Annotated in this window: 15 protein-coding genes and 1 pseudogene; 3 read left to right on the forward strand and 13 right to left on the reverse strand. The window is 69.4% G+C overall.

Annotation, left to right across the window (positions count from 1 at the left end; genetic code table 11):
* Window positions 1–45 precede the first annotated feature (45 nt).
* A complete protein-coding gene (locus AC1DSO_RS16150; RefSeq protein WP_477069790.1) occupies window positions 46–204 on the reverse strand; it encodes a hypothetical protein in 159 nt (52 codons plus the stop codon).
* A gap of 148 nt (window positions 205–352) precedes the next feature.
* Here AC1DSO_RS16150 and AC1DSO_RS16155 point away from each other — a divergent pair, with 148 nt between their 5' ends.
* On the forward strand, window positions 353–1192 hold the full coding sequence (locus AC1DSO_RS16155) for a transglutaminase-like domain-containing protein (RefSeq protein ID WP_477069791.1): 840 nt from the start codon (window positions 353–355) through the stop codon (window positions 1190–1192).
* Here the strand turns inward: AC1DSO_RS16155 and AC1DSO_RS16160 are convergent.
* The 4 genes and pseudogenes from AC1DSO_RS16160 to AC1DSO_RS16175 all read right to left on the reverse strand — a co-directional run.
* Window positions 1161–2093, reverse strand: a pseudogene (locus AC1DSO_RS16160) (WD40/YVTN/BNR-like repeat-containing protein); the annotation flags it as partial. The gene AC1DSO_RS16155 and the pseudogene AC1DSO_RS16160 sit on opposite strands and share 32 nt — an antisense overlap.
* A 505-nt stretch (window positions 2094–2598) precedes the next feature.
* Entirely contained in the window at window positions 2599–2979 is a 381-nt protein-coding gene (gene rplL, locus AC1DSO_RS16165; RefSeq protein WP_056046614.1) for a 50S ribosomal protein L7/L12, read from the reverse strand.
* Between the two features lie 44 nt (window positions 2980–3023).
* Window positions 3024–3542 (reverse strand): 50S ribosomal protein L10, encoded by a 519-nt coding sequence (gene rplJ / locus AC1DSO_RS16170; protein WP_047403719.1) that lies wholly within the window; start codon window positions 3540–3542, stop codon window positions 3024–3026.
* 494 nt (window positions 3543–4036) lie between these two features.
* Window positions 4037–4435, reverse strand: a complete 399-nt coding sequence (locus tag AC1DSO_RS16175; RefSeq protein WP_477069792.1) for an SRPBCC family protein — start codon at window positions 4433–4435, stop codon at window positions 4037–4039.
* A 133-nt stretch (window positions 4436–4568) separates the two neighbouring features.
* Between AC1DSO_RS16175 and AC1DSO_RS16180 the strand changes: the two genes are divergently transcribed.
* Window positions 4569–5939, forward strand: a complete 1371-nt coding sequence (locus AC1DSO_RS16180) for an alpha/beta fold hydrolase (protein WP_477069793.1) — start codon at window positions 4569–4571, stop codon at window positions 5937–5939.
* Window positions 5940–6170: 231 nt separating this feature from the next.
* On the opposite strand, the gene AC1DSO_RS16185 is transcribed toward AC1DSO_RS16180, so the two are convergent.
* The 8 genes from AC1DSO_RS16185 to AC1DSO_RS16220 all read right to left on the reverse strand — a co-directional run bounded on the left by AC1DSO_RS16185 (window position 6171) and on the right by AC1DSO_RS16220 (window position 17306).
* A complete protein-coding gene (locus AC1DSO_RS16185) occupies window positions 6171–7382 on the reverse strand; it encodes a TIGR03862 family flavoprotein (protein ID WP_477069794.1) in 1212 nt (403 codons plus the stop codon).
* On the reverse strand, window positions 7379–7555 hold the full coding sequence (locus AC1DSO_RS16190; RefSeq protein ID WP_477069795.1) for a type II toxin-antitoxin system VapB family antitoxin: 177 nt from the start codon (window positions 7553–7555) through the stop codon (window positions 7379–7381). The genes AC1DSO_RS16185 and AC1DSO_RS16190 overlap by 4 nt, the downstream gene beginning before the upstream one ends.
* A gap of 130 nt (window positions 7556–7685) precedes the next feature.
* Entirely contained in the window at window positions 7686–8372 is a 687-nt protein-coding gene (gene rplA / locus AC1DSO_RS16195; RefSeq protein WP_477069796.1) for a 50S ribosomal protein L1, read from the reverse strand.
* A gap of 3 nt (window positions 8373–8375) precedes the next feature.
* A complete protein-coding gene (gene rplK, locus AC1DSO_RS16200) occupies window positions 8376–8807 on the reverse strand; it encodes a 50S ribosomal protein L11 (protein ID WP_056046604.1) in 432 nt (143 codons plus the stop codon).
* A 177-nt stretch (window positions 8808–8984) separates the two neighbouring features.
* Entirely contained in the window at window positions 8985–11447 is a 2463-nt protein-coding gene (locus AC1DSO_RS16205; RefSeq protein ID WP_477069797.1) for a hypothetical protein, read from the reverse strand.
* A gap of 143 nt (window positions 11448–11590) precedes the next feature.
* The gene (locus tag AC1DSO_RS16210; protein WP_477069798.1) at window positions 11591–14836 is read right to left on the reverse strand and encodes an error-prone DNA polymerase; all 3246 of its coding nucleotides are present in this window, start codon (window positions 14834–14836) and stop codon (window positions 11591–11593) included.
* Between the two features lie 120 nt (window positions 14837–14956).
* Window positions 14957–16606: a Y-family DNA polymerase gene (locus AC1DSO_RS16215; RefSeq protein WP_477069799.1), complete on the reverse strand. Its 1650-nt coding sequence runs from the start codon at window positions 16604–16606 to the stop codon at window positions 14957–14959.
* Window positions 16524–17306, reverse strand: a complete 783-nt coding sequence (locus tag AC1DSO_RS16220) for an ImuA family protein (protein ID WP_477069800.1) — start codon at window positions 17304–17306, stop codon at window positions 16524–16526. Before AC1DSO_RS16220 ends, AC1DSO_RS16215 begins: the two co-directional genes overlap by 83 nt.
* A 113-nt stretch (window positions 17307–17419) precedes the next feature.
* Between AC1DSO_RS16220 and AC1DSO_RS16225 the strand changes: the two genes are divergently transcribed.
* Window positions 17420–18583: ATP-binding protein (locus AC1DSO_RS16225; RefSeq protein WP_477069801.1), on the forward strand; the 1164-nt coding region annotated here is incomplete at its 3' end.

Below are 18583 nucleotides of genomic sequence, written 5' to 3' on the forward strand. Positions count from 1 at the left end.
CCCTATGGAAGAGGGATTTTCGCGTATCGCGTTGGCGAGGTAGCGCTACGTCTTCCGCACCAGCTTCATCACCAGCGACACCCCCAGGGCGATCAGGCAGACGAAGAAGGCGGCCTTGGTGATCGCGCCGGCGACGTTCACGACGAAGCCGAGCACCCCGAACACGATCACCAGGACGAGCAGGACGGCGGCGATTTTCAGCATGGCGGGTCCCTGGCTTGCTAAGCGGCCTTGTAAGCCCGGGCTTAGCGCGCCACGGTCCGGGTCGTTCCCGGGAACCCTTTTCCCGCGCCGCGCCTTATGCGGGCCGGACCGCGCCGCCGCCAGGGCGTCGGGGACGCGGAGCTATCCCGTGCGCTTCACGATCGACTGCCGGCTTCGCTACGAGGTCCGCACCCCCACCAGCTTCATCCTGGCCGTGCAGGCGGCCGACGGCGCCGAGCAGTCCGTCCTGGACGAGACGATCACCTTGCCGCCCGGACTGGCGGCGGAGTTCTTCGTCGATCGCTTCGCCGGCAACCGCTTCGTGCGCTTCCTGGCCCAGCCCGGCCAGCTGGAACTGGCCTACGCGGCGACGGTGCTGAGCCTGGCCCAGGTTGATCACCAATCCGGCCTGAACGCGGCCAGCGTCAACGACCTGCCGCTCGACGTGCTGCCCTATCTGAACCCCAGCCGCTATTGCCCGTCGGACCGGCTGGCGGCCTTCGCCACCGACTCGTTCGGCGCCCTGACCTCGGGCCTGGCCCAGGCCCAGGCGATCGCCGACTGGATCAGCGGCCACGTCACCTATGAGGCCGGCGCCACGACCGGCGCCACCTGGGCCATCGACACCCTGGTGGAGCGGCGCGGCGTCTGCCGGGACTACGCCCACCTCGGCGTCGCCCTGTGCCGCGCGCTGGACCTGCCAGCCCGGTTCGTCTCCTGCTACGCGTGGCGGCTGGACCCGCCGGACTTCCACGCGGTGTTCCAGGTCTATCTGGACGGGCGCTGGCGCACGTTCGACGCCACGCGCCTGGCGCCGCTGTCGGGCCTGATCCCGATCGCCTTCGGCCGCGACGCCGCCGACGTGCCGTTCGCCAGCTTCTTCGGCGAGGCAGACTTCGAGGAAAAGTACATCGAGGTCCGGCGGCTCGACGAACCTCTGGCCGGGGCGGCCGCGCCTAGACGGACCACAGACCAATCGAACCCCTAGGCCCCGCCAGCACGGCCTTGCGCGGACCCGTCAGGCGGACGGTGTTGAACGGCGCGGCCGAGACCCGCTGGAACGCCCCGCCGTCGCGACTGACGATCGTGCCGGCCAAGCCCGTGGCCATCACCGTCGATCCCGAGACCGAAACGCTGGACAGGTAGCCGGGCGGCGCGGCGACCGGCTCGAAGGTGACCCGACCCGGGTCCAGCCGCGCCAGGGTCACGCCCTCGGCCTTGGGGTTCTTGTAGTCGCCGCCGCAGACCCACAGCTCGCCGTGCTTGCCGAACGCCACGGCGAAGGCGCCGCGCGAGGGGGCGTCGCCGGCGATCGGCGTGTCGATCGGCACGAAGACCCCGCCGCCGCCGCGCGACAGATAGACCCGCGCCCGCCCGCCGCCGCCGGTGCAGAAGGCGACCTGGGCGCGACGGCCCAGGGCGACGCAGCCGTTGCTGGCCGCGAAAGCGCCCTCCCCCGCCGCGGCCAGCGGCACACCCTTGTCCGGCAGCCGCGCCCAGGTCTCGCCGCCGTCGTCGGTGTAGAGCACCGTGAAGCGGCCCTGCGTCGGATCGCCCAGGATGAAGCCGCGCTTGCCGTCGACGAAGGCGATCGAGTCCCAGAAGCCGGCCGGGTCTTGGTTGACCGCCAGGCGCTTCCACGTCTTGCCGCCGTCCCTGGTGCGCCACAGCTGCGAGGCCTCGCCGGGCCCCGCGCTCATGGCCAGCACGTGGTCGTCGTCGAAGGCGTGCAGGCCCCGGAAGTCCAGCGCCTCGGCGCCGATGATGCGGATCGGCTCTTGCCGCTCGTTGTGTCCGCGAACGAGCCAGCCCTTGGAGCCCGACGCCCAGTACGTCTTGCCACCCGTCAGCGACAGGCCGCGCAGTTCGCTGTCGGTCGTCGAGGCGGGATGCGGAGGCCGCCGAAGCCGTCGCCGGCGAAGGCGGGGCCGGCGGCCAGGGCCGCGGCGGCGGCGATCAAGTGTCTGCGATTCACGAAGTGATCCTTCGGCCAAGCCTGGCCCTTGGCTTCGAGCCAAATCGCCATTGGCGCAAGAGACCATTTTAGGCGCCCAAAACCCTCTCTCATAGAGAGAGGGAGGGGCCCATGCGCAGCATGGGAGGGTGAGAGGTTACGACCTCGCCGGACGGAGCCCCCCCCCCTTCGCCGGAGAGGTCGGAGTTTTGGGAGCGAACTGATTGTCTCGAGCCTTCCCGCCAGCGGTGAAACCTCTCACCCTCCCACCGCTTCGCGGCGGGCCCCTCCCTCTCTCTATGAGAGAGGGATTCCGAACGACCGCTCGCACCCTCCCGGACCGCACCACCGCCCAAAGCAAAACGGGCCCGGAGGTTTCCCTCCGGGCCCGTTTCACCAGTTCCAAAAGGAACCCATTCCCCACGATCGTGGGAAGCGGATTACTTAATGGTGACCTTGGCGCCGGCTTCGGTCAGCTTCTTGGCGACTTCGTCGGCTTGTTGCTTCGAGACGTTTTCGACGACGTTCTGCGGAGCGCCTTCGACCAGGTCCTTGGCTTCCTTCAGACCGAGGTCCGGACGGACGCCGCGGACTTCCTTGATCACGTTGATCTTCTTGTCGCCACCGTCCGTCAGGACGACGGTGAATTCGGTTTGCTCTTCAGCGGCTTCAACCGGAGCAGCGGCGCCACCAGCGGCGGCGACGGCGACCGGAGCGGCGGCCGAGACGCCCCACTTTTCTTCCAGCAGCTTCGAGAGTTCGGCGGCTTCGAGCACCGACAGGGTGGACAGTTCTTCAACCAGCTTATCGAGCTTGGACATGTGTCAGTTCCTTAGAGAGATTGGGATAGATGCGGGGATGACCGTTACGCGGCGTCTTTGGTCGCGTAGGCGTTGAAAACGCGAGCCAGCTGGGCAGCCGGGGCCTGCAGGACGCCAGCGATCTTGGTCGCCGGAGCCTGGATGAGGCCGATAAGCTTGCCACGCAGTTCGTCCAGCGACGGCAGGGTCGCCAGAGCACGCACGCCGGCTTCGTCGAGCACGTTGGTCTGGTCCAGAACGCCACCGACAATCTTGAGCTTGTCGTTTTCTTTGGCGTACTGCACCGCGATCTTCGCGGCCGAGACGGCGTCCGGGCCGTAGGCGATGGCGACAGGACCGGTGAACAGGGCGGAGCCCGTATCACCAAGTTTGCCGTCCAGAGCCTTGAGGGCCAGGGTGTTCTTCACAACCTTGATCGCGGCGCCTTCCTTGCGGAGGCGAAGACGAAGGTCGGTCATTTCCGCAACGGTCAGACCCATATAGTGGGTCACGACGACAGCGCCGGCATCGGTGAACACGCTTTTCAGCGATTCAATCGACTCCTGCTTTTGAGCGCGGTCCATTGCGGTCTCCTACTCAATTACAGCGGCCGGACCATTCCGGCAGCCAAATGCGGTTCACACGCGGGATCGCTCCCGCAAGCGAGCTGCATCAGCCTGTTCCAAGGAAAGTCGGCCGCGTGTCTGTCCTGGACAGAAGTCCATGGGCAGGAGAGCGTCGGCGTCTCTATCCCTGTCTCCCGACGGCGAGGAAGGGCTCTTCCTCGATTACGGCGTTGGTGACCCCACGCCCCGCAGTTCTCAAACAGGATCGCCGCCAGACCTGAGTCCAACGGAGAAGGCGCGGCGTATAGACGAAGATGGCTATGAGATCAACACCTCCTTCCTTCTCCCCATGCGGGAGAAGGTGGCCGCCGAAGGCGGTCGGATGAGGGGTCGATAGTCCTGTCGGCTTGGGACCCGGCGGCGTCCGCCCCAGCAGCGTCTCCGTCCATCACCCCCTCACCCGACCCGCTTCGCGGGCCACCCTCTCCCGCAAGGGGAGAGGGAATTTCGCCCTACCCCTCCAACTTCTTCTTCATCGCCGCCAGCCCCATCTCCATCATCGGCCCCACCGTCTCGGCCGCCGCGTGGGGCAGGACGTCGGCGGTCCACACGGCGCGGGCGCGGCCCTCGCCGGCGCCCTCGACCTGCATCACCCCATTGTGGTGCGTGAGCCGTTCGCTCTCCACCGTCCAGACCAGGCGGCGGCGCGCATCGTCGCTATCGACGATCACCTCCTTGACCGTCATGCCGTTGCCGAAGGTCACCATGCGGGCCGCGCCGTCGTCGACCAGTTTCGTATCGATGACGAAACCCGGGCACAGGCGCTCGTGGATCTTGCCGATATCGCGCACGGCGTCCCACACCGCCTCGGGCGAGGCGTCGATCAGGATGTCCTTGTGAATCGAAGCCATGGCGTCCTCCGTTGCTTTTGATGCCCTAGCCGTAGCAACGCCGCATCCGCCGATTGGCAGCAGCGCGTCGGCCCCTTCCATCGGCCGCGGCTTTCTGGATTATCGATGGCGATCAAATGGGGACGGGCGTCACATGACTCGCAAGCTTATCGCCGGGGGCCGCGCCCTGTTTCTGGGGGCCGTGCTGTTGGGTGCGGCCATCGCCGCTCCCGCCCTGGCCGAGCTGAAGGCCCCGCCGATCCCCAAGGCCGTGGTCGCCGACCCGCCGCGCGACAAGGACCATCCGGCCGACATGGCCGCCTTCCAGGTCGAGATCGCCGGGTCGAAGGTCAACGCCCTGATGTACCTGGCCTCCGGGGACCAGCCGCATCCGACGATGCTGTTCCTGCACGGCTTTCCCGGCAACGAGACCAACATCGACCTCTTGCAAGCCGTTCGCCGGGCCGGCTGGAACGCCATGCGGATCAATTATCGCGGCGCGTGGGGCAGCCAGGGCAAGTTCAGCTTCGCCGGGGCGCGGGCCGACGGCGAGGCGGCCGTGGCCTTCCTGCTGGATCCGGCCAACGCCGCCAAGTACCACGTCGATCTCGCGCGGATCGTGGTGGCCGGCCACAGCATGGGCGGCTTCATGGCCGCCGACGCCGTCGCCGCCGAGCCGCGCGTGGCCGGGGTTGTGCTGATCGACGCCTGGGACATCGGCAAGGAGACGGCCGGGATCATCAGCGACCAGGCCCGCAAGGCGGCGATCGAGGGGATGCGCCCTGACACAGCGCCCCTGGCCGCGACGCCGGAAGCCTTGGTCGCCGAGATCGAACGCGACGCGGAGGCGCTGGACCTGGAAAAGCTCAGCGCCCGGATCGCCGATCGGCCGGTGCTGATGATCGGGGCCGAATTCGCCGGCGCGCCCACCACGCGCAGGCTGGCTGCCGCTGCCCGCGCGGCCGGGGCGAAAGCCTTGACCGAGACCTACATGGCCACCGACCACAGCTTCTCGGATGCGCGCATCGCGCTGGAGAGCGAAGTGATCCGCTGGCTGGCCCGGTTCGAGCCGAACAGCGCGGCCACCACGCCCTTCCCGCCGCTGAAGGGCGCCTATGATCCGAACAACGTCTTCGCCCGGATCATCCGCGGCGAGCTGCCGGCCTACAAAGTCTATGAGGACGCCGACGTCCTGGCCTTCATGGACCGCGCCCCGCTGGAGGCCGGCCACGTGCTGGTGATCTCCAAGACCTCCAAGGCCCGCAATCTCCTGGAGATCGACCCCAAGGACCTGGCCAAGGTCATGGCCGTGGCCCAAAGGGTTGGCCAGGCCCAGGTCGACGCCCTTGGGTTGGAGGGCTTCATGGTCCTGCAGAACAACGGCGTCGGCCAGAGCGTGCCGCACCTGCACGTCCACGTGATCCCCCGCATCGCCGGCAAGCCGGTGTACCTGGCCGAGAACGCGGTCGCCGATCCGAAGGACCTGGAGGCCATGGCGGCGCGGATCCGGGCGGCGATGAAGTAGGAAGAACAAAATCCCTCTCTCATAGAGAGAGGGAGGGGCCCGCCGCCGTAGGCGGTGGGAGGGTGAGAGGTTACACTCTCTCCGAACGGAACTCAGACGGGCGTCTCTCACCCACCGCGAGAACCCGCACTCGACCCCTTGGGGCGCTCAGCGGAAGAAACAAACAGGGATTTACCGGCCGGCGGTGAAACCTCTCACCCTCCCACGCTTCGCGTGGGCCCCTCCCTCTCTCTATGAGAGAGGGATTTCACACGCACCCACCGCCGCCCTCCCCGCCGCCACGCCCGTCGCGAAACAGGCCTGCAGCAGGTAGCCGCCGGTCGGCGCTTCCCAATCCAGCATCTCGCCGGCCAGGATCACGTCGGGGCGGCGCTGGAGGGCCAGGCCGTCCAGGCTCTCGAACCGCGCGCCGCCAGCCGCCGAGATGGCGCGGTCCAAAGGCTGGACCCCGGTCAGCGAGATCGGCGCGGCCTTGATCACCGCCGCGATGGATCCCGGTTCGGAGGGCAGGTCCAGGCCGTGGGCCTCGCGCAGCAGATTGACCTCGACCGGCGACAGCTTGACCGCCTTGCGCAGGAAGTTGGCCAGACTCTGGCCCCCACGCGGACCACGCAGCCGGCGCTCCAGGATCTCGACGGGCAGGTCGGGACGCAGGTCGATGGTCAGAGTCGCGCGGCCCGCCGCCTCGACCGCGTCGCGCAGGCAGGCCGCCAGGGCGTAGACCGCCCCGCCTTCCAGGCCATAGCCCGCGACCATGGCGTCGCCGCGCGCGACCCGATCGCCGTAGCGCAGGGCGACGTTCTTCAGCGGCTCGCCGGCGAAGCGCTCGCGGAACAGGTCGCTCCAGGCGACGTCGAAGCCGCAGTTGGCGGCGCGGAACGGGGCGACGGCCACGCCCTCGCCTTCCAAGGCCGGAACCCAGGCCGCGTCCGACCCTAGCTTGGCCCAGCTGGCCCCGCCCAGGGCCAGGACCACCGCCCGGGCGCGCACGACCTCGCCGTTGATCAGGAGGCCGCCGTCGGGGCTCCAGCCCGTCCACTCGGCCCGCGTGCGCAGCTGGACGCCCAGCCCTTCCAGCCGCGCCAGCCAGGCCCGCAGCAGCGGCGAGGCCTTCATCGCCTTGGGAAACACCCGGCCGCTGGCCCCGACGAAGGTCGGCTGCCCCAGGCCCTCGGCCCAGGCGACCAGGTCCTTCGGGGAGAACGCTTCCAGCATCGGCGCCAGCGCGCCAGCCCGCGCGCCGTAGCGCCCGACGAACCGCTCGAAGTCTTCCGAATGGGTGAGGTTAAGCCCGCCGCGTCCAGCCATCAGGAACTTGCGCCCGAAGGTCGGCATCTTCTCGAACACGGCCACCGAGCGGCCCGCATTGGCGATGGTCTCGGCCGCCATCAGCCCGGCCGGCCCGCCGCCGATCACGGCGACGTCGAAGGTGTGGCCGGTCATAGAGACTCCAGACTGTCCCGCCCCGGATCCGCCTGATGCTCGGCCAAACCTGCGCGTCGCGCCAAGGCTTCCTTGGCCGCGATTTTCACGGCTTGGTTCATGCTGACGCCCCACGCTTCGGACAGCTGCTTCACCAGCGCGCATACCTCGGGATTGGCGATGTGCAGCGTCACGAAGAACCTCTCCGACTAGACGAATTGCAAACTACCACCTGGACCACTGGCGCGCCAAACCACCGCCCGAACGCAAGACGGGCGCTGGATCGCTCCAGCGCCCGTCCCGAAGTCTAGACTCGAAGGCTGTTTAAGCGACCGAGGCGGTGTCGACCTTGAAGCCCGGACCCATGGTCGAGGACAGGCCGATACGCTTGATGTAGATGCCCTTGGCGCCCGACGGCTTCGAGCGGTTCAGGGCTTCGATCAGCGCCTTGACGTTGATCAGCAGGGCTTCCTCGGTGAACGAGGCCTTGCCGATGCCGGCGTGAACGATACCGGCCTTTTCGACGCGGAATTCCACGGCGCCGCCCTTGGCGTCCTTGACGGCTTGGCCGACGTTCGGGGTCACGGTGCCGACCTTCGGGTTCGGCATCAGGCCGCGCGGGCCCAGCACCTTACCGAGGCGACCGACCAGGGCCATCATGTCCGGCGACGCGATGACGCGGTCGAAGTCCATGAAGCCGCCGTTGATCTTTTCGTACAGATCCTCGGCGCCGACGTGCTCGGCGCCCGCCGCGATGGCTTCGGCCGCCTTGGCGTCCTTGGCGAAGACGGCGACGCGGACGTCGCGGCCGGTGCCCGACGGCAGGTTCACGACGCCACGGACCTGTTGGTCGGCGTGACGCGGGTCAACGCCCAGGTTCACCGAGATCTCGATCGACTCGTCGAACTTGGCCTTGGCGTTTTCCTTCACCAGCTTGATGGCGTCGGGAAGGGCGTGGGCGGCCTCACGGTCGCCGGTCCAGGCCTGGATGCGCTTGGGTTGCTTAGCCATGACTTAGGCCTCCACGATCTTCAGGCCCATGGCCTTGGCGGAGCCTTCGATGATCTTGGCCGCGGCCTCGATGTCGTTGGCGTTCAGGTCCTTCATCTTCTTTTCGGCGATCTCGCGCAGCTGGGTGCGCGTGACTTCACCGACGGTCTCGCGACCGGTCAGCTTCGCACCCGACTTCAGGCCGGTGATCTGCTTCAGGAAGTGCGTCGCCGGAGGCGTCTTGGTGACGAAGGTGAACGACTTGTCTTGGTAGACGGTGATCACGGTCGGCAGGGGCGTGCCCTTTTCGACGTTCTCGGTGCGCGCGTTGAACTCCTTACAGAAGCCCATGATGTTGACGCCGCGTTGACCCAGAGCCGGGCCGATGGGGGGCGAAGGCGTGGCCGAGCCAGCCTTCACCTGGAGCTTGATGTAGCCCAGGATCTTTTTAGCCATAGTATCCTCTCGTGAGGGCCGAAGCCCCCGCTGGTGAGCCGTGGTGCGGGCTTGGCGTCCCTCCCACGGATTTGAGCCCGCCTAACGACGAGCACGCCCCAAGTGCCTAGGGTTTAAGGACGAGGTCCGGGAGCGAGGCGCGGCGTGTAGCAGGCGGGGGACGTGGAGTCAAAGGACTCAGGCCCAGTGGATGTCGCCCGTCGCCGATCCCGTGACGACCGACAGGCCCGTGACGCCGGTCAGCTTGATCAGGCCGTCGCCCGTATCCAGGCCCGACAGAACACTCTGCAGGTAGACATAGGTGTCGCCGCCATAGGTGAACACCGCCAGCCCGTCGGCTCCGACCTTGGCCGAGACCTGGACCAAGGCCTGGGTCAGCGAGGTCGCCCCCGCGACATGGGCCTGGACGTCGACGATCACGCCGTGGCTGATCGCGTCCAGCACCAGGTGGTCGACGCCCTTCTGGAACCCCGCCACCTCCGCCGTGACGACAACGGACTGGTCGGCGATCGCGAGATTGTTCAGGCCCAGCGCGCCCTTGGTCACGGCGAAGGTGTCGACGCCAGCGCCCAGGACGAATTTGGTCGGCGCGGCGTAGGCGTGGTCGGCCCCGTGGCCGAGGGAGACCGACAGGAAATTGGTCCCGTCTGAGAAGCGGAAAGTTCCCGGGGTCGCGGTCTTGAGCTGGTCCAGGCTGGGTAGACCGCTCACCGCGTAGGTCAGGTTGAAATCCCCGCCCCGGCTGGCGTCGACATTGCGGAAGGTCTCGAAGACCTGGGCGGTCAGCTTGCCCACGCCGCGGATCTCCAGCGTGGGGATCGACAACATGCCTGAGCCGCCCAGCATGGAAATAGGGACGTAGCCGAAGATCATCCCGGCGGTGCTGTCACTGTCGACGTACAGGCTCACCTTGCCGTCGCCGTTCTGGATGAAGTGGTCGGCGCGGCTGGCGATCGTGATCGACCCGCCGTCGGCCGAATACCCGACGCTGAACGGCGGGTTGTTGCGATAGGAGACGTTCGTGCTGGGCGCGCCAGTGAAATGGTCGAGGTGGATCTCGATATTGCTGGCGCCCGCCGCCGAATAGTCTTCGATGCGAACGCCGTTGCTGGTGTTCTTCAGCACCACGGTTTCGTGGTTGTGGGTGGCGATATAGACTGCGGCGTCGCCGAACGTCGACGGAACCATGTCGTAGATGACCTGAGCGCCCTTGACGCCGTTGAAGCCGGCCGCCGGCGCGTCCAGCACGATGGTCTGGAAGCCGGTCACCGTACCCGGCACGTTGGCCGACGCGGTCGTCAGATGCAGCGTGTTGTTGGTTCCCGCCGCCGAGATGCTGGCGCCCGCCTGGGCGACCCCACCCAGATAGACGGTGTTGTTTCCGCGTCCGAACGTCACCGAGCCGGTCGCGCCCAGGCCGTCCTGCAGGGTGACTACCGAGTCGCCGTCGCCCAGCTGGATCTTGCCGTCGACCACGCCCGTGACCGTGACACGATCGTCGCCCCCGCCAGTGCTGACGATTTGGCTCGCGCCCAGGCCGCTCGTCCCGGTGATCGCGTCGCTATTGTCACCGCTGCGCAACGTGGCGTCGGACGCGGTCGGCGAGACCGACTGGTCATGGCCGAAGGTGATGGTCGCCCCGGCCGGAGCGGCCACGTGCGGTCCGTAGGCGCCCAGCAAGTCAACATGGAAGCGGGCCACGCCATCGCGGCCGAGATCCACGAGAAAGGCGTCCTGGGCCTCGGCGTAGGGGCCTGTATCCGCCTTGGCGGCCTCGGCCAGCAGCCAGCCGACCATCGCCGCCTTGGTCCCGATCCCGTCCGCCCCGTCCTGGCCATAGAGGGCGAAGTACTGGGCGCGGGTCATGGTTTGGCCGCCGACGGCCAAAGAGGCGTCCAGCAGTTCGTGAACCTTGGCGTCGGTGGGGGCGGCCCCGAATATCTCGGCATAGGCCTTGGTCAGGGCGTCGGCCAGCGACAGCCCGCCATACGCCGCGGCGAAGCGCGCCTGCCCTTCGCCGAACCTACCCAGGTTGACGGCGAAGTTGATGTAGCGGTTCTCGAGATTGAAGCTCTGATAGTAGGCGCTGTTGAGATTGGACGGATTGCCGCCGTCAGGCGACACCAGATAGTCGATGCCGCTGGCGTACGGCGTAGCGCCCGTGAAGAACTGATAGGCTAGGTTGGCGACCGAGATCGCCTGCCCCGCGAGGCGGCCCACCGCCGTCAGGGCCTCGGCCGGCGTGATCCGGCCGACGCCGACTTGGGTGGCCAGGGCCTCCAGTATGACGCCGTCGGCCAAGCTGATGGCGTTGAAATCCACCCGGGCGATCGACGCATAGTATGTCTTCAGCGCCTGCGGCGTGCCGATGGTCGCGTCCGTCACGGCGGGTCCCGTAGTGAGGCTGCCGCCGGCGGACGGGCCTTGGGGAACCGGAACATCCGGATCCGGTTCGGGTTCAGGGTCGACTGGCCTCGCCTGTATCGCCATCTGGGTGACGGCCGCCAAGGCCTGGGCGTCCGTCCATGCGCCGATTTGGCTCTGGGTAGCGTAGGCGTCCAGAGTGAGGCTGACGGCCGCGTTGGCGGGCAGCCCGGAGATCGACGTGTAGAGTGTAATCAGTTGCGCCGTCGTATACATCGCGATTTCCGTAGCCTCCGCGCCCATGCACGGTCCCGCTGCGGAAGATCAACCTCAAATTGTCGCCGAGTTCAACCTTTGTCGGCTCCGATCTGGCCTGCGCGTCCTTCTCGACGAGAGGATTTCCACACCAGCAAGCCCCTTCAGTGGAAATCCCGGCTCCGCAGCAGTCGACCCGAGACCTTCTGGCGCACGCGGGGGGCGGGCGCGCCGGGTTCGTCCCGGAGCGTGGAGAGGTGGGCCGAGAGGTCGGTGAAGGTCTCGGCGACGACGTGGATGACGTTCTCGGCCCGCTGCACCCGGCCGTGGACGACCAGGAACGAGGCGGTCATCACCACATTGCGGTCGGCCTCGAAGCGGTCCTTCCAGACCACGGCGTTGGCCACCCCCGTCTCGTCCTCCAGGGTGACGAACACCACACCCTTGGCCGTGCCCGGCCGCTGACGGATCAGGACGAGGCCCGCCACCGAGACCCGCTGGCCGTCCTTGACCGCCAGCAGCCGCTCGGCGGTGATCACCCCGCGCCGCGTCAGCATGGGCCGATAGAAGCCGACCGGGTGAGCCTTCAGCGACAGGCTGGTGGTGCGATAGTCCTCGGCCACCTCCTGGGTCGCGGCCATCCGTGGCAGGGCGACCTGGTCCTCGAACAGCGGCAGGCCGGCCAGCAGCGGGGCCTGGACCGGGGCCTTGTGCTCGCCCTTCAGCCCCTTGACCGCCCACAGGGCCTCGCGCCGCGACAGACCGACCGAGGCGAAGGCGTCGGCCTCGGCCAGCAGCTCCAGCGCCCGTTGCGGCACGCCGGCCTGGGCGAATTCGGCGGGCGTGCGCGCGCCCTCCTCGCGGGCCTTCAGCAGCGGCGGGATGTCGGTCTTCGCCTTCAGCCCCTTGATCTGGCGGAAGCCCAGGCGGACGGCCTTCCAGCGAGGGCGGTTGTCCTGGCAGGCGATCTTGTCCGTGCGGACCTTCGGCGCCTGGAAGGCGGCCGAGACCTTTTCCAGCGCGCAGTCCCAGCCGCTGGCCAGGATGTCGGGGGCCAAGACCTCGACCCCGTGCTCGCGCGCGTCGCGGACCAGCTGGGCCGGCTGGTAGAAGCCCATCGGCTGGGAGTTGATCAGGGCCGCGCAGAACACGTCCGGCCAGGCCCATTTGATCCAGGCCGAGACGTAGACCAGCTTGGCGAAGCTGGCCGCGTGGCTCTCCGGAAAGCCGTAGTGGCCAAAGCCCTCGATCTGCTTGAAGCAGCGCTCGGCGAAGTCGCGCTGGTAGCCGCGCCGCGCCATGCCCTCGACGAACTTGTCGCGGTACTCGGCCGGCGTGCCCAGGTTGCGGAAGGTGGCCATGGCCTTGCGCAGGCCGTCGGCCTCGTCGGGCGTGAACTTGGCCGCGTGGATGGCCAGGCTCATCGCCTGCTCCTGGAACAGCGGCACGCCATAGGTATTGCCGAGGATCTCGTACAGCTCGTCCGGCGGCCCGTGCTCGGGCGACGGCTCGGGCCATTCGACCGGCTCGATCCCGCTGCGGCGTTTCAGGTACGGGTGCACCATGTCGCCCTGGATCGGGCCGGGGCGGACGATCGCCACCTCGATGACCAGGTCGTAGAACTTGCGCGGCCTCAAGCGCGGCAGCATCGACATCTGGGCCCGGCTCTCGACCTGGAACACCCCGACGCTGTCGGCCACGCACAGCATGTCGTAGACGCCGGGGACTTCCTTGGGGATGTCGGCCAGGTCCTGGATCTCGACCAGGCCATGGTCGTTGCGCAGCATCGTCATGGCCCGCTGGATGGCGGTCAGCATGCCCAAGGCCAGCACGTCGACCTTCATCAGCTTCAGGCTGTCGATGTCGTCCTTGTCCCACTCGATGAAGGTGCGGTCCTTCATCGCCGCGTTGCCGATCGGCACGGTCTCGTCCAGCCGCCGCTTGGTCAGGACGAAGCCGCCGACGTGCTGTGACAGGTGGCGGGGAAAGCCCATCAGCTCGGTGGCCAGGCCGACCGCGCGGGCGATCTCGGGCGCCTGGGGATCCAGGCCGGCGTTGCTCAGATGCTCCTCGGGCAGGCCGTCGCCCCAGCTGCCCCAGACCGTGCCGGCCAGCAGCGAGGTCACGTCCTCGGTCAAGCCCAGGGCCTTGCCGACGTCGCGGATGGCGCTGCGCGGGCGGTAGTGGATCACCGTCCCGCAGATGGCGGCGTACTCGCGGCCATAGCGCTCATAGACGTACTGCATCACCTCCTCGCGCCGCTCGTGCTCGAAGTCGACGTCGATGTCCGGCGGCTCGCCCCGGTTCTCGGAGATGAAGCGGGTGAACAGCAGCCGGTGCTCGGTGGGGTCGATCGCCGTCACGCCCAGGCAGTAGCAGACCGAGGAATTGGCCGCCGAGCCGCGCCCCTGGCACAGGATGCCCATCTCCCGCGCCTTGCGGACGATGTCGTGCACGGTGATGAAGTAGTTGGGATAGTCCATCTTGGCGATCAGCCGCAGCTCTTCGGTGAGCTGGGCGGCGACCTTGTCGGGCACGCCGGCGGGATAGCGCCAGGCCGCCCCGGCCCAGGTCAGGTCCGTCAGGTGCTGCATGGCCGTCTTGCCGGGCGGCACCGGCTCGTCGGGATACTCCTCCTTCAGCTGGCCGAGGTCGAAGCCGATGCGCTCGACGATCTCGACGGTGCGCTCGACCGCGCGCGGCCAGCGCTCGAACAGGCGGGCCATTTCGGACGGCGACTTCAGGTGCCGCTCGGCGTTGGCCTCCAGCCGGAAGCCGGCCTCGTGGATCGAGCAGTGCTCGCGCACGCAGGTGATCACGTCCTGCAGCGGCCGCCGCTCGGGGCCGTGATAGAGGACGTCGTTGGTGGCCACGATCGGCGCGCCGGCGGCTCGGCCAAGGTCGTCGAGCCGCGCCAGGCGCTTGAGGTCCTGGGCGGCGTAGGCGCGGCTGGCCGCCAGCCACGACCGGCCGCGCAGGTCGCCGGCTATGCGGGCAAGATCGCGCTCGAAGGCCTCGTCCAGCTTTGCCGGCGGCACGATCAAACCGAGCTGGCCGTCGGAATGATCCAGGAAGTCCCGCCAGATCAGGTGGCACTCGCCCTTCTCGGCCCGGCGCTGGCCGACCGTCAAAAGGCGGGTCAGCCGGCCGAACGCCTCGCGGTCGGTCGGGTAGCACAGCAGGCTGGGCGTGCCGTCCATGAAGTCCAGCCGGCAGCCGGTCAGGGCCCGCACCTTCAGCGCCTCGGCCGCCGCCCAGGCCCGGACTACGCCGGACAGGGTGTTGCGGTCGGTGATCCCCACCGCCGTCAGGCCCAGGGCCTCGGCCGTCAGCGACAGCTCGCCCGCGTGCGAGGCCCCGCGCAGGAACGAGAAGTTGGTGGTGGCCTGGAGTTCGGCATAGGCGGTCATCGACTGGCCCCCTCCGGGCCTTCGGTCCTCCTCCCCCGGAGGGGGAAGAAGGGCGCACGCCTTCCGCCCGCCTTTGGGGGCGGACGACCTGCGGAGCAGGTCAGGTGGGGGGAGCCAGGCTCAACCAAACAGGCCATGGATCCACCACTTCGGCGCCTCGTCGCCGTCGAACAGCCCCTGCCGATAGATCCAGAACCGCCCCCCCGCCTCGTCCTCGACGCGGTAGTAGTCGCGGACCTTGCCCGGTCCGGTCTCGCCCTCGCCGGTCCCGGCGCGCCACCATTCCTGGCCGATCCGTTCGGGCCCCTCGGCGCGGCGGACGCGGTGCGAACGGCCGCGCCAGGTGAATTGCACCGGCGGATCGTCGGGCACCTTGGCCAGGGCGGTGATCGCCTCCGGCCGCTTGAACAGCCGCACCGGACGCGGACGGTCGGGATCCCAGCGGGCCGCCGGCGGCGGGTCCAGCGGCGCGACGCAGACCACCGAGCGCTCAGGCACGTGGCTCTCATAGGGGTCGGCGCGCCAGACCCGGTTCTCACCCAGGCGGTTGACCAGCCGGTCGATCAGCGGGGCCAGGGTTTCGTCGAGATTATTGCTCGTCTCGTCGTCCAGGCGTTCCTGAGCGGCGGCCAGGGCCTCGACCCCGCCGGCGTGGACGGTGACCACCTCGATGCCGAAGCCCGGATCGACCTTGTCCAGCTTGGGAACGATCAGCCGGGTCAGACGCCGGGCGTCGCGGCCGATCCGCGCCAGGCCGGCCCGCACCGGATAGGCGCGGCCGTCCAGGCGGTGGAACACGACCTCGAACCGCTTGGCCCCACGCCCCTCGGCTTCCAGCCGGGCGCAGATCAAGGCCAGGGCGTCGCCGGCCACCCGGGCCAGATCCTCGGGGGCGCTGATCGGCTCGAAGAAGGCCAGGCGATCGAACCACGGCGACGCCGGCCGGCGGAAGGTCAGGGCCTCGGCGGCCGCGCCCAGGGCCTGGTCTAGACGCAGGGTCAGGGCCAGGCCGAAGCGTTTGGCCAGCTGGGCGCGCGGCAGGGCGAAGAGCTGGCCGACCCGGTGCAGGCCCAGGCGCGGCAGCTGGGCCTCGGCGGCGTCCTCCAGGCGCAGGGCCGCGACCGGCAGGTCCTGGATCGCCGCGCGCTGGCCGCCGGGCGGGGCGATGGCCAGGTCGTCGCCGAACCGGGCCAAGGCCCAGGCGGCTCCGGCCGTGTCGGCGATCGCCGCCCGGGCCGGCACGCCCCAGCGGGCCAGCCGCGCGACCAGGTCGACCAGCATGGCCGCCTCCCCGCCCCACAGGTGGTCGGTCCCGGTGATGTCCAGCAGCAGGCCGTCGTCGCCGTCGAGGGCCACGGCCGGCGAGAACCGCACGCACCAGTCGCTCAAGGCCTCCAGCGCCGCGCGGTCGGCGGCCGGGTCGTGGTCGGCCGTGACCAGGTCCGGGACCAGGGCCAGGGCGTCGGCGGCCTTCTGGCCGGCGGAGAGACCCAGGGCGCGGGCGCGCTCGTCCACGGCGGCGAGGCGGCGGGTTCCGTGGTCGGAGACCAACAGGGCGAAGGGGAGCTCGGGCTTGCCCCCTCCGGATGCTGCGCATCCTCCTCCCCCGGAGGGGGAAGAAGGAGAGCGACGGCCTTCTTCCCCCTCCGGGGGAGGAGCGCTGAAAGCGCGGAGGGGGCCAGTCGCCTCACCCGGCCCGCCGCAAGGGTTCCGGCGCCGCCAGGTCGTGATCGGCCAGTTGGGACACCAGACGGAAAGGATGCGCGGCATCCGACTGCTCCAAGATCCAGCCGCCAGGACGTCCGCCCCGGCAGCGTTCCAGTTCGACCCGCCAGCGGGGCGGGCCCAGGCCCAGCTCGCCGGCGTCCGGCTGGCTGGGGGCGGCGGCGATGCGCCAGCGGCTGAGCGAGGCCGAGCCGGACACCGTCCGCGCCTGCCCTGCCCGTCCGCCATAGGGTCTTCGATGCAGCAGCACCCCGAGGCCGCCGCGCTTCTCGCAGGCCAGTTGCAGGCGGCGGCCGGCGGTCAGGTCCGGCGCCTCGGCCTCGCCGACGGCGGCCGCGACGCCCTGAGTGGAGAGGGCGTCCTCCAGCACCGACAGCACCTCGGCCTCGTCGCGGGCCTTGACCTGGATCAGCCGCCCGGCCGGGAAGCCCAGGCCCGCCAGGCCCGGCGCGAACAGGTCGCCGCGCCGCGCCACCCAGACCACCGCTCCGGCCTTGACCCCGGAAACGAGCAAGGCCTTCAGCAGCAGGCCGACGAAGGCCGCCGGCGCCGCGCCGGTCTCGTCCTCCAGCCCCGCGCCCGTCACCTCGTGCCAGCCGCCCAGCGGCAGGCCGCCGCCCGGGAAGCAGCCGTCGATAGCCGGATCGCCGAACGGCAGGACCGAAGTCGGAGTCCGAGTCCCCGCTTCAATCACGGCGATCCGGCCTCTCAGGGCCGCAAGACGCGCCTCGCGCGATCCGGCCATTCCACGCTCCTTGTTCCACTTTTGTTCTGATCTTCTCCACTTGGAGAGTCAAGACGGACGGGCGATGGTGCGTCAAACGGCCGTATGAAGCCTGCCCATTTCAGGAAGTTCCCRTGTCCTTCACCCGCGTCCTGATCGCCAACCGCGGCGAGATCGCCGTCCGCATCGCCCGCGCGGCGGCGGAGGCCGGGATCGGGAGCGTGGCCGTCTTCGCGACCGATGACGCGGGAAGCCCCCACGTGGCCGCCGCCGACCGCGCGGTCGCCCTGAGCGGGGCCGGCGCGCGCGCCTATCTGGACATCGCCGCGATCGTGGCGGCGGCCAAGGCGGAAGCCTGCGACGCCCTGCATCCCGGCTATGGCTTCCTGTCGGAGAACCCGGCCCTGGCGCGCGCCTGCGCGGAGGCCGGGATCGTCTTCGTCGGCCCCTCGCCCGAGCATCTAGCCACGTTCGGCGACAAGGCCGCCGCCCGAACCCTGGCGGCCGAGCGCGGGGCGCCGCTGATCCCCGGGACCGGCGCGCTCGACCTGGAGGGGGCCCGCGCCTTCCAGGCCGAGCATGGCGCGATCATGCTGAAGGCGCGGGCCGGCGGCGGCGGACGCGGGATGCGCGCCGTGCTGGACCCCGGCGAACTGGACGCCGCCTTCGCCGCCTGCGAACGCGAGGCCCTGGCCGCGTTCGGCGACGGCGGGCTCTATGCCGAGAGGCTGCTGGCCCACGCCCGGCACATCGAGGTCCAGATCGTCGGTGACGGGCTCCATGCCCTGGCCGTCGGCGATCGCGACTGCTCGCTGCAACGCCGCAACCAGAAGCTGGTCGAGATCGCCCCGGCCGTCCTGCCCGACCTCTCGCGGGCCGAGCTCTGGCGCCACGCCGAAGCGCTGTGCGCCGGCTATCGAGGCCTGGCCACCGTCGAGTTCCTGCTCGACGCGGACCCTTCCTCGAGGGGCGAAGCCTTCTTCCTGGAGGTCAATCCGCGCCTGCAGGTCGAGCATACGGTGACCGAGGAGGTCACCGGCCTGGACCTGGTGCGGCTGCAGTTCGACCTGGCGGCCGGCGCGACCTTGGAGCGCCTCGGCTTGACCGCCGCCCCGCCCGCCTTCGGCGTCGCCATCCAGGCTCGGGTCAACGCCGAGACCCTGACCGCCGACGGCCAGGTCAAGCCGTCCAGCGKGACGATCAGCGCCTGGAGCCCGCCGGGCGGTCCGGGCGTGCGGGTCGACGCGGCCGGCGCGGTCGGGCTCGTCATCGGCGGGGCCTATGACAGTCTGCTGGCC

This window comes from Caulobacter sp. P4_E5 (assembly GCF_056401555.1).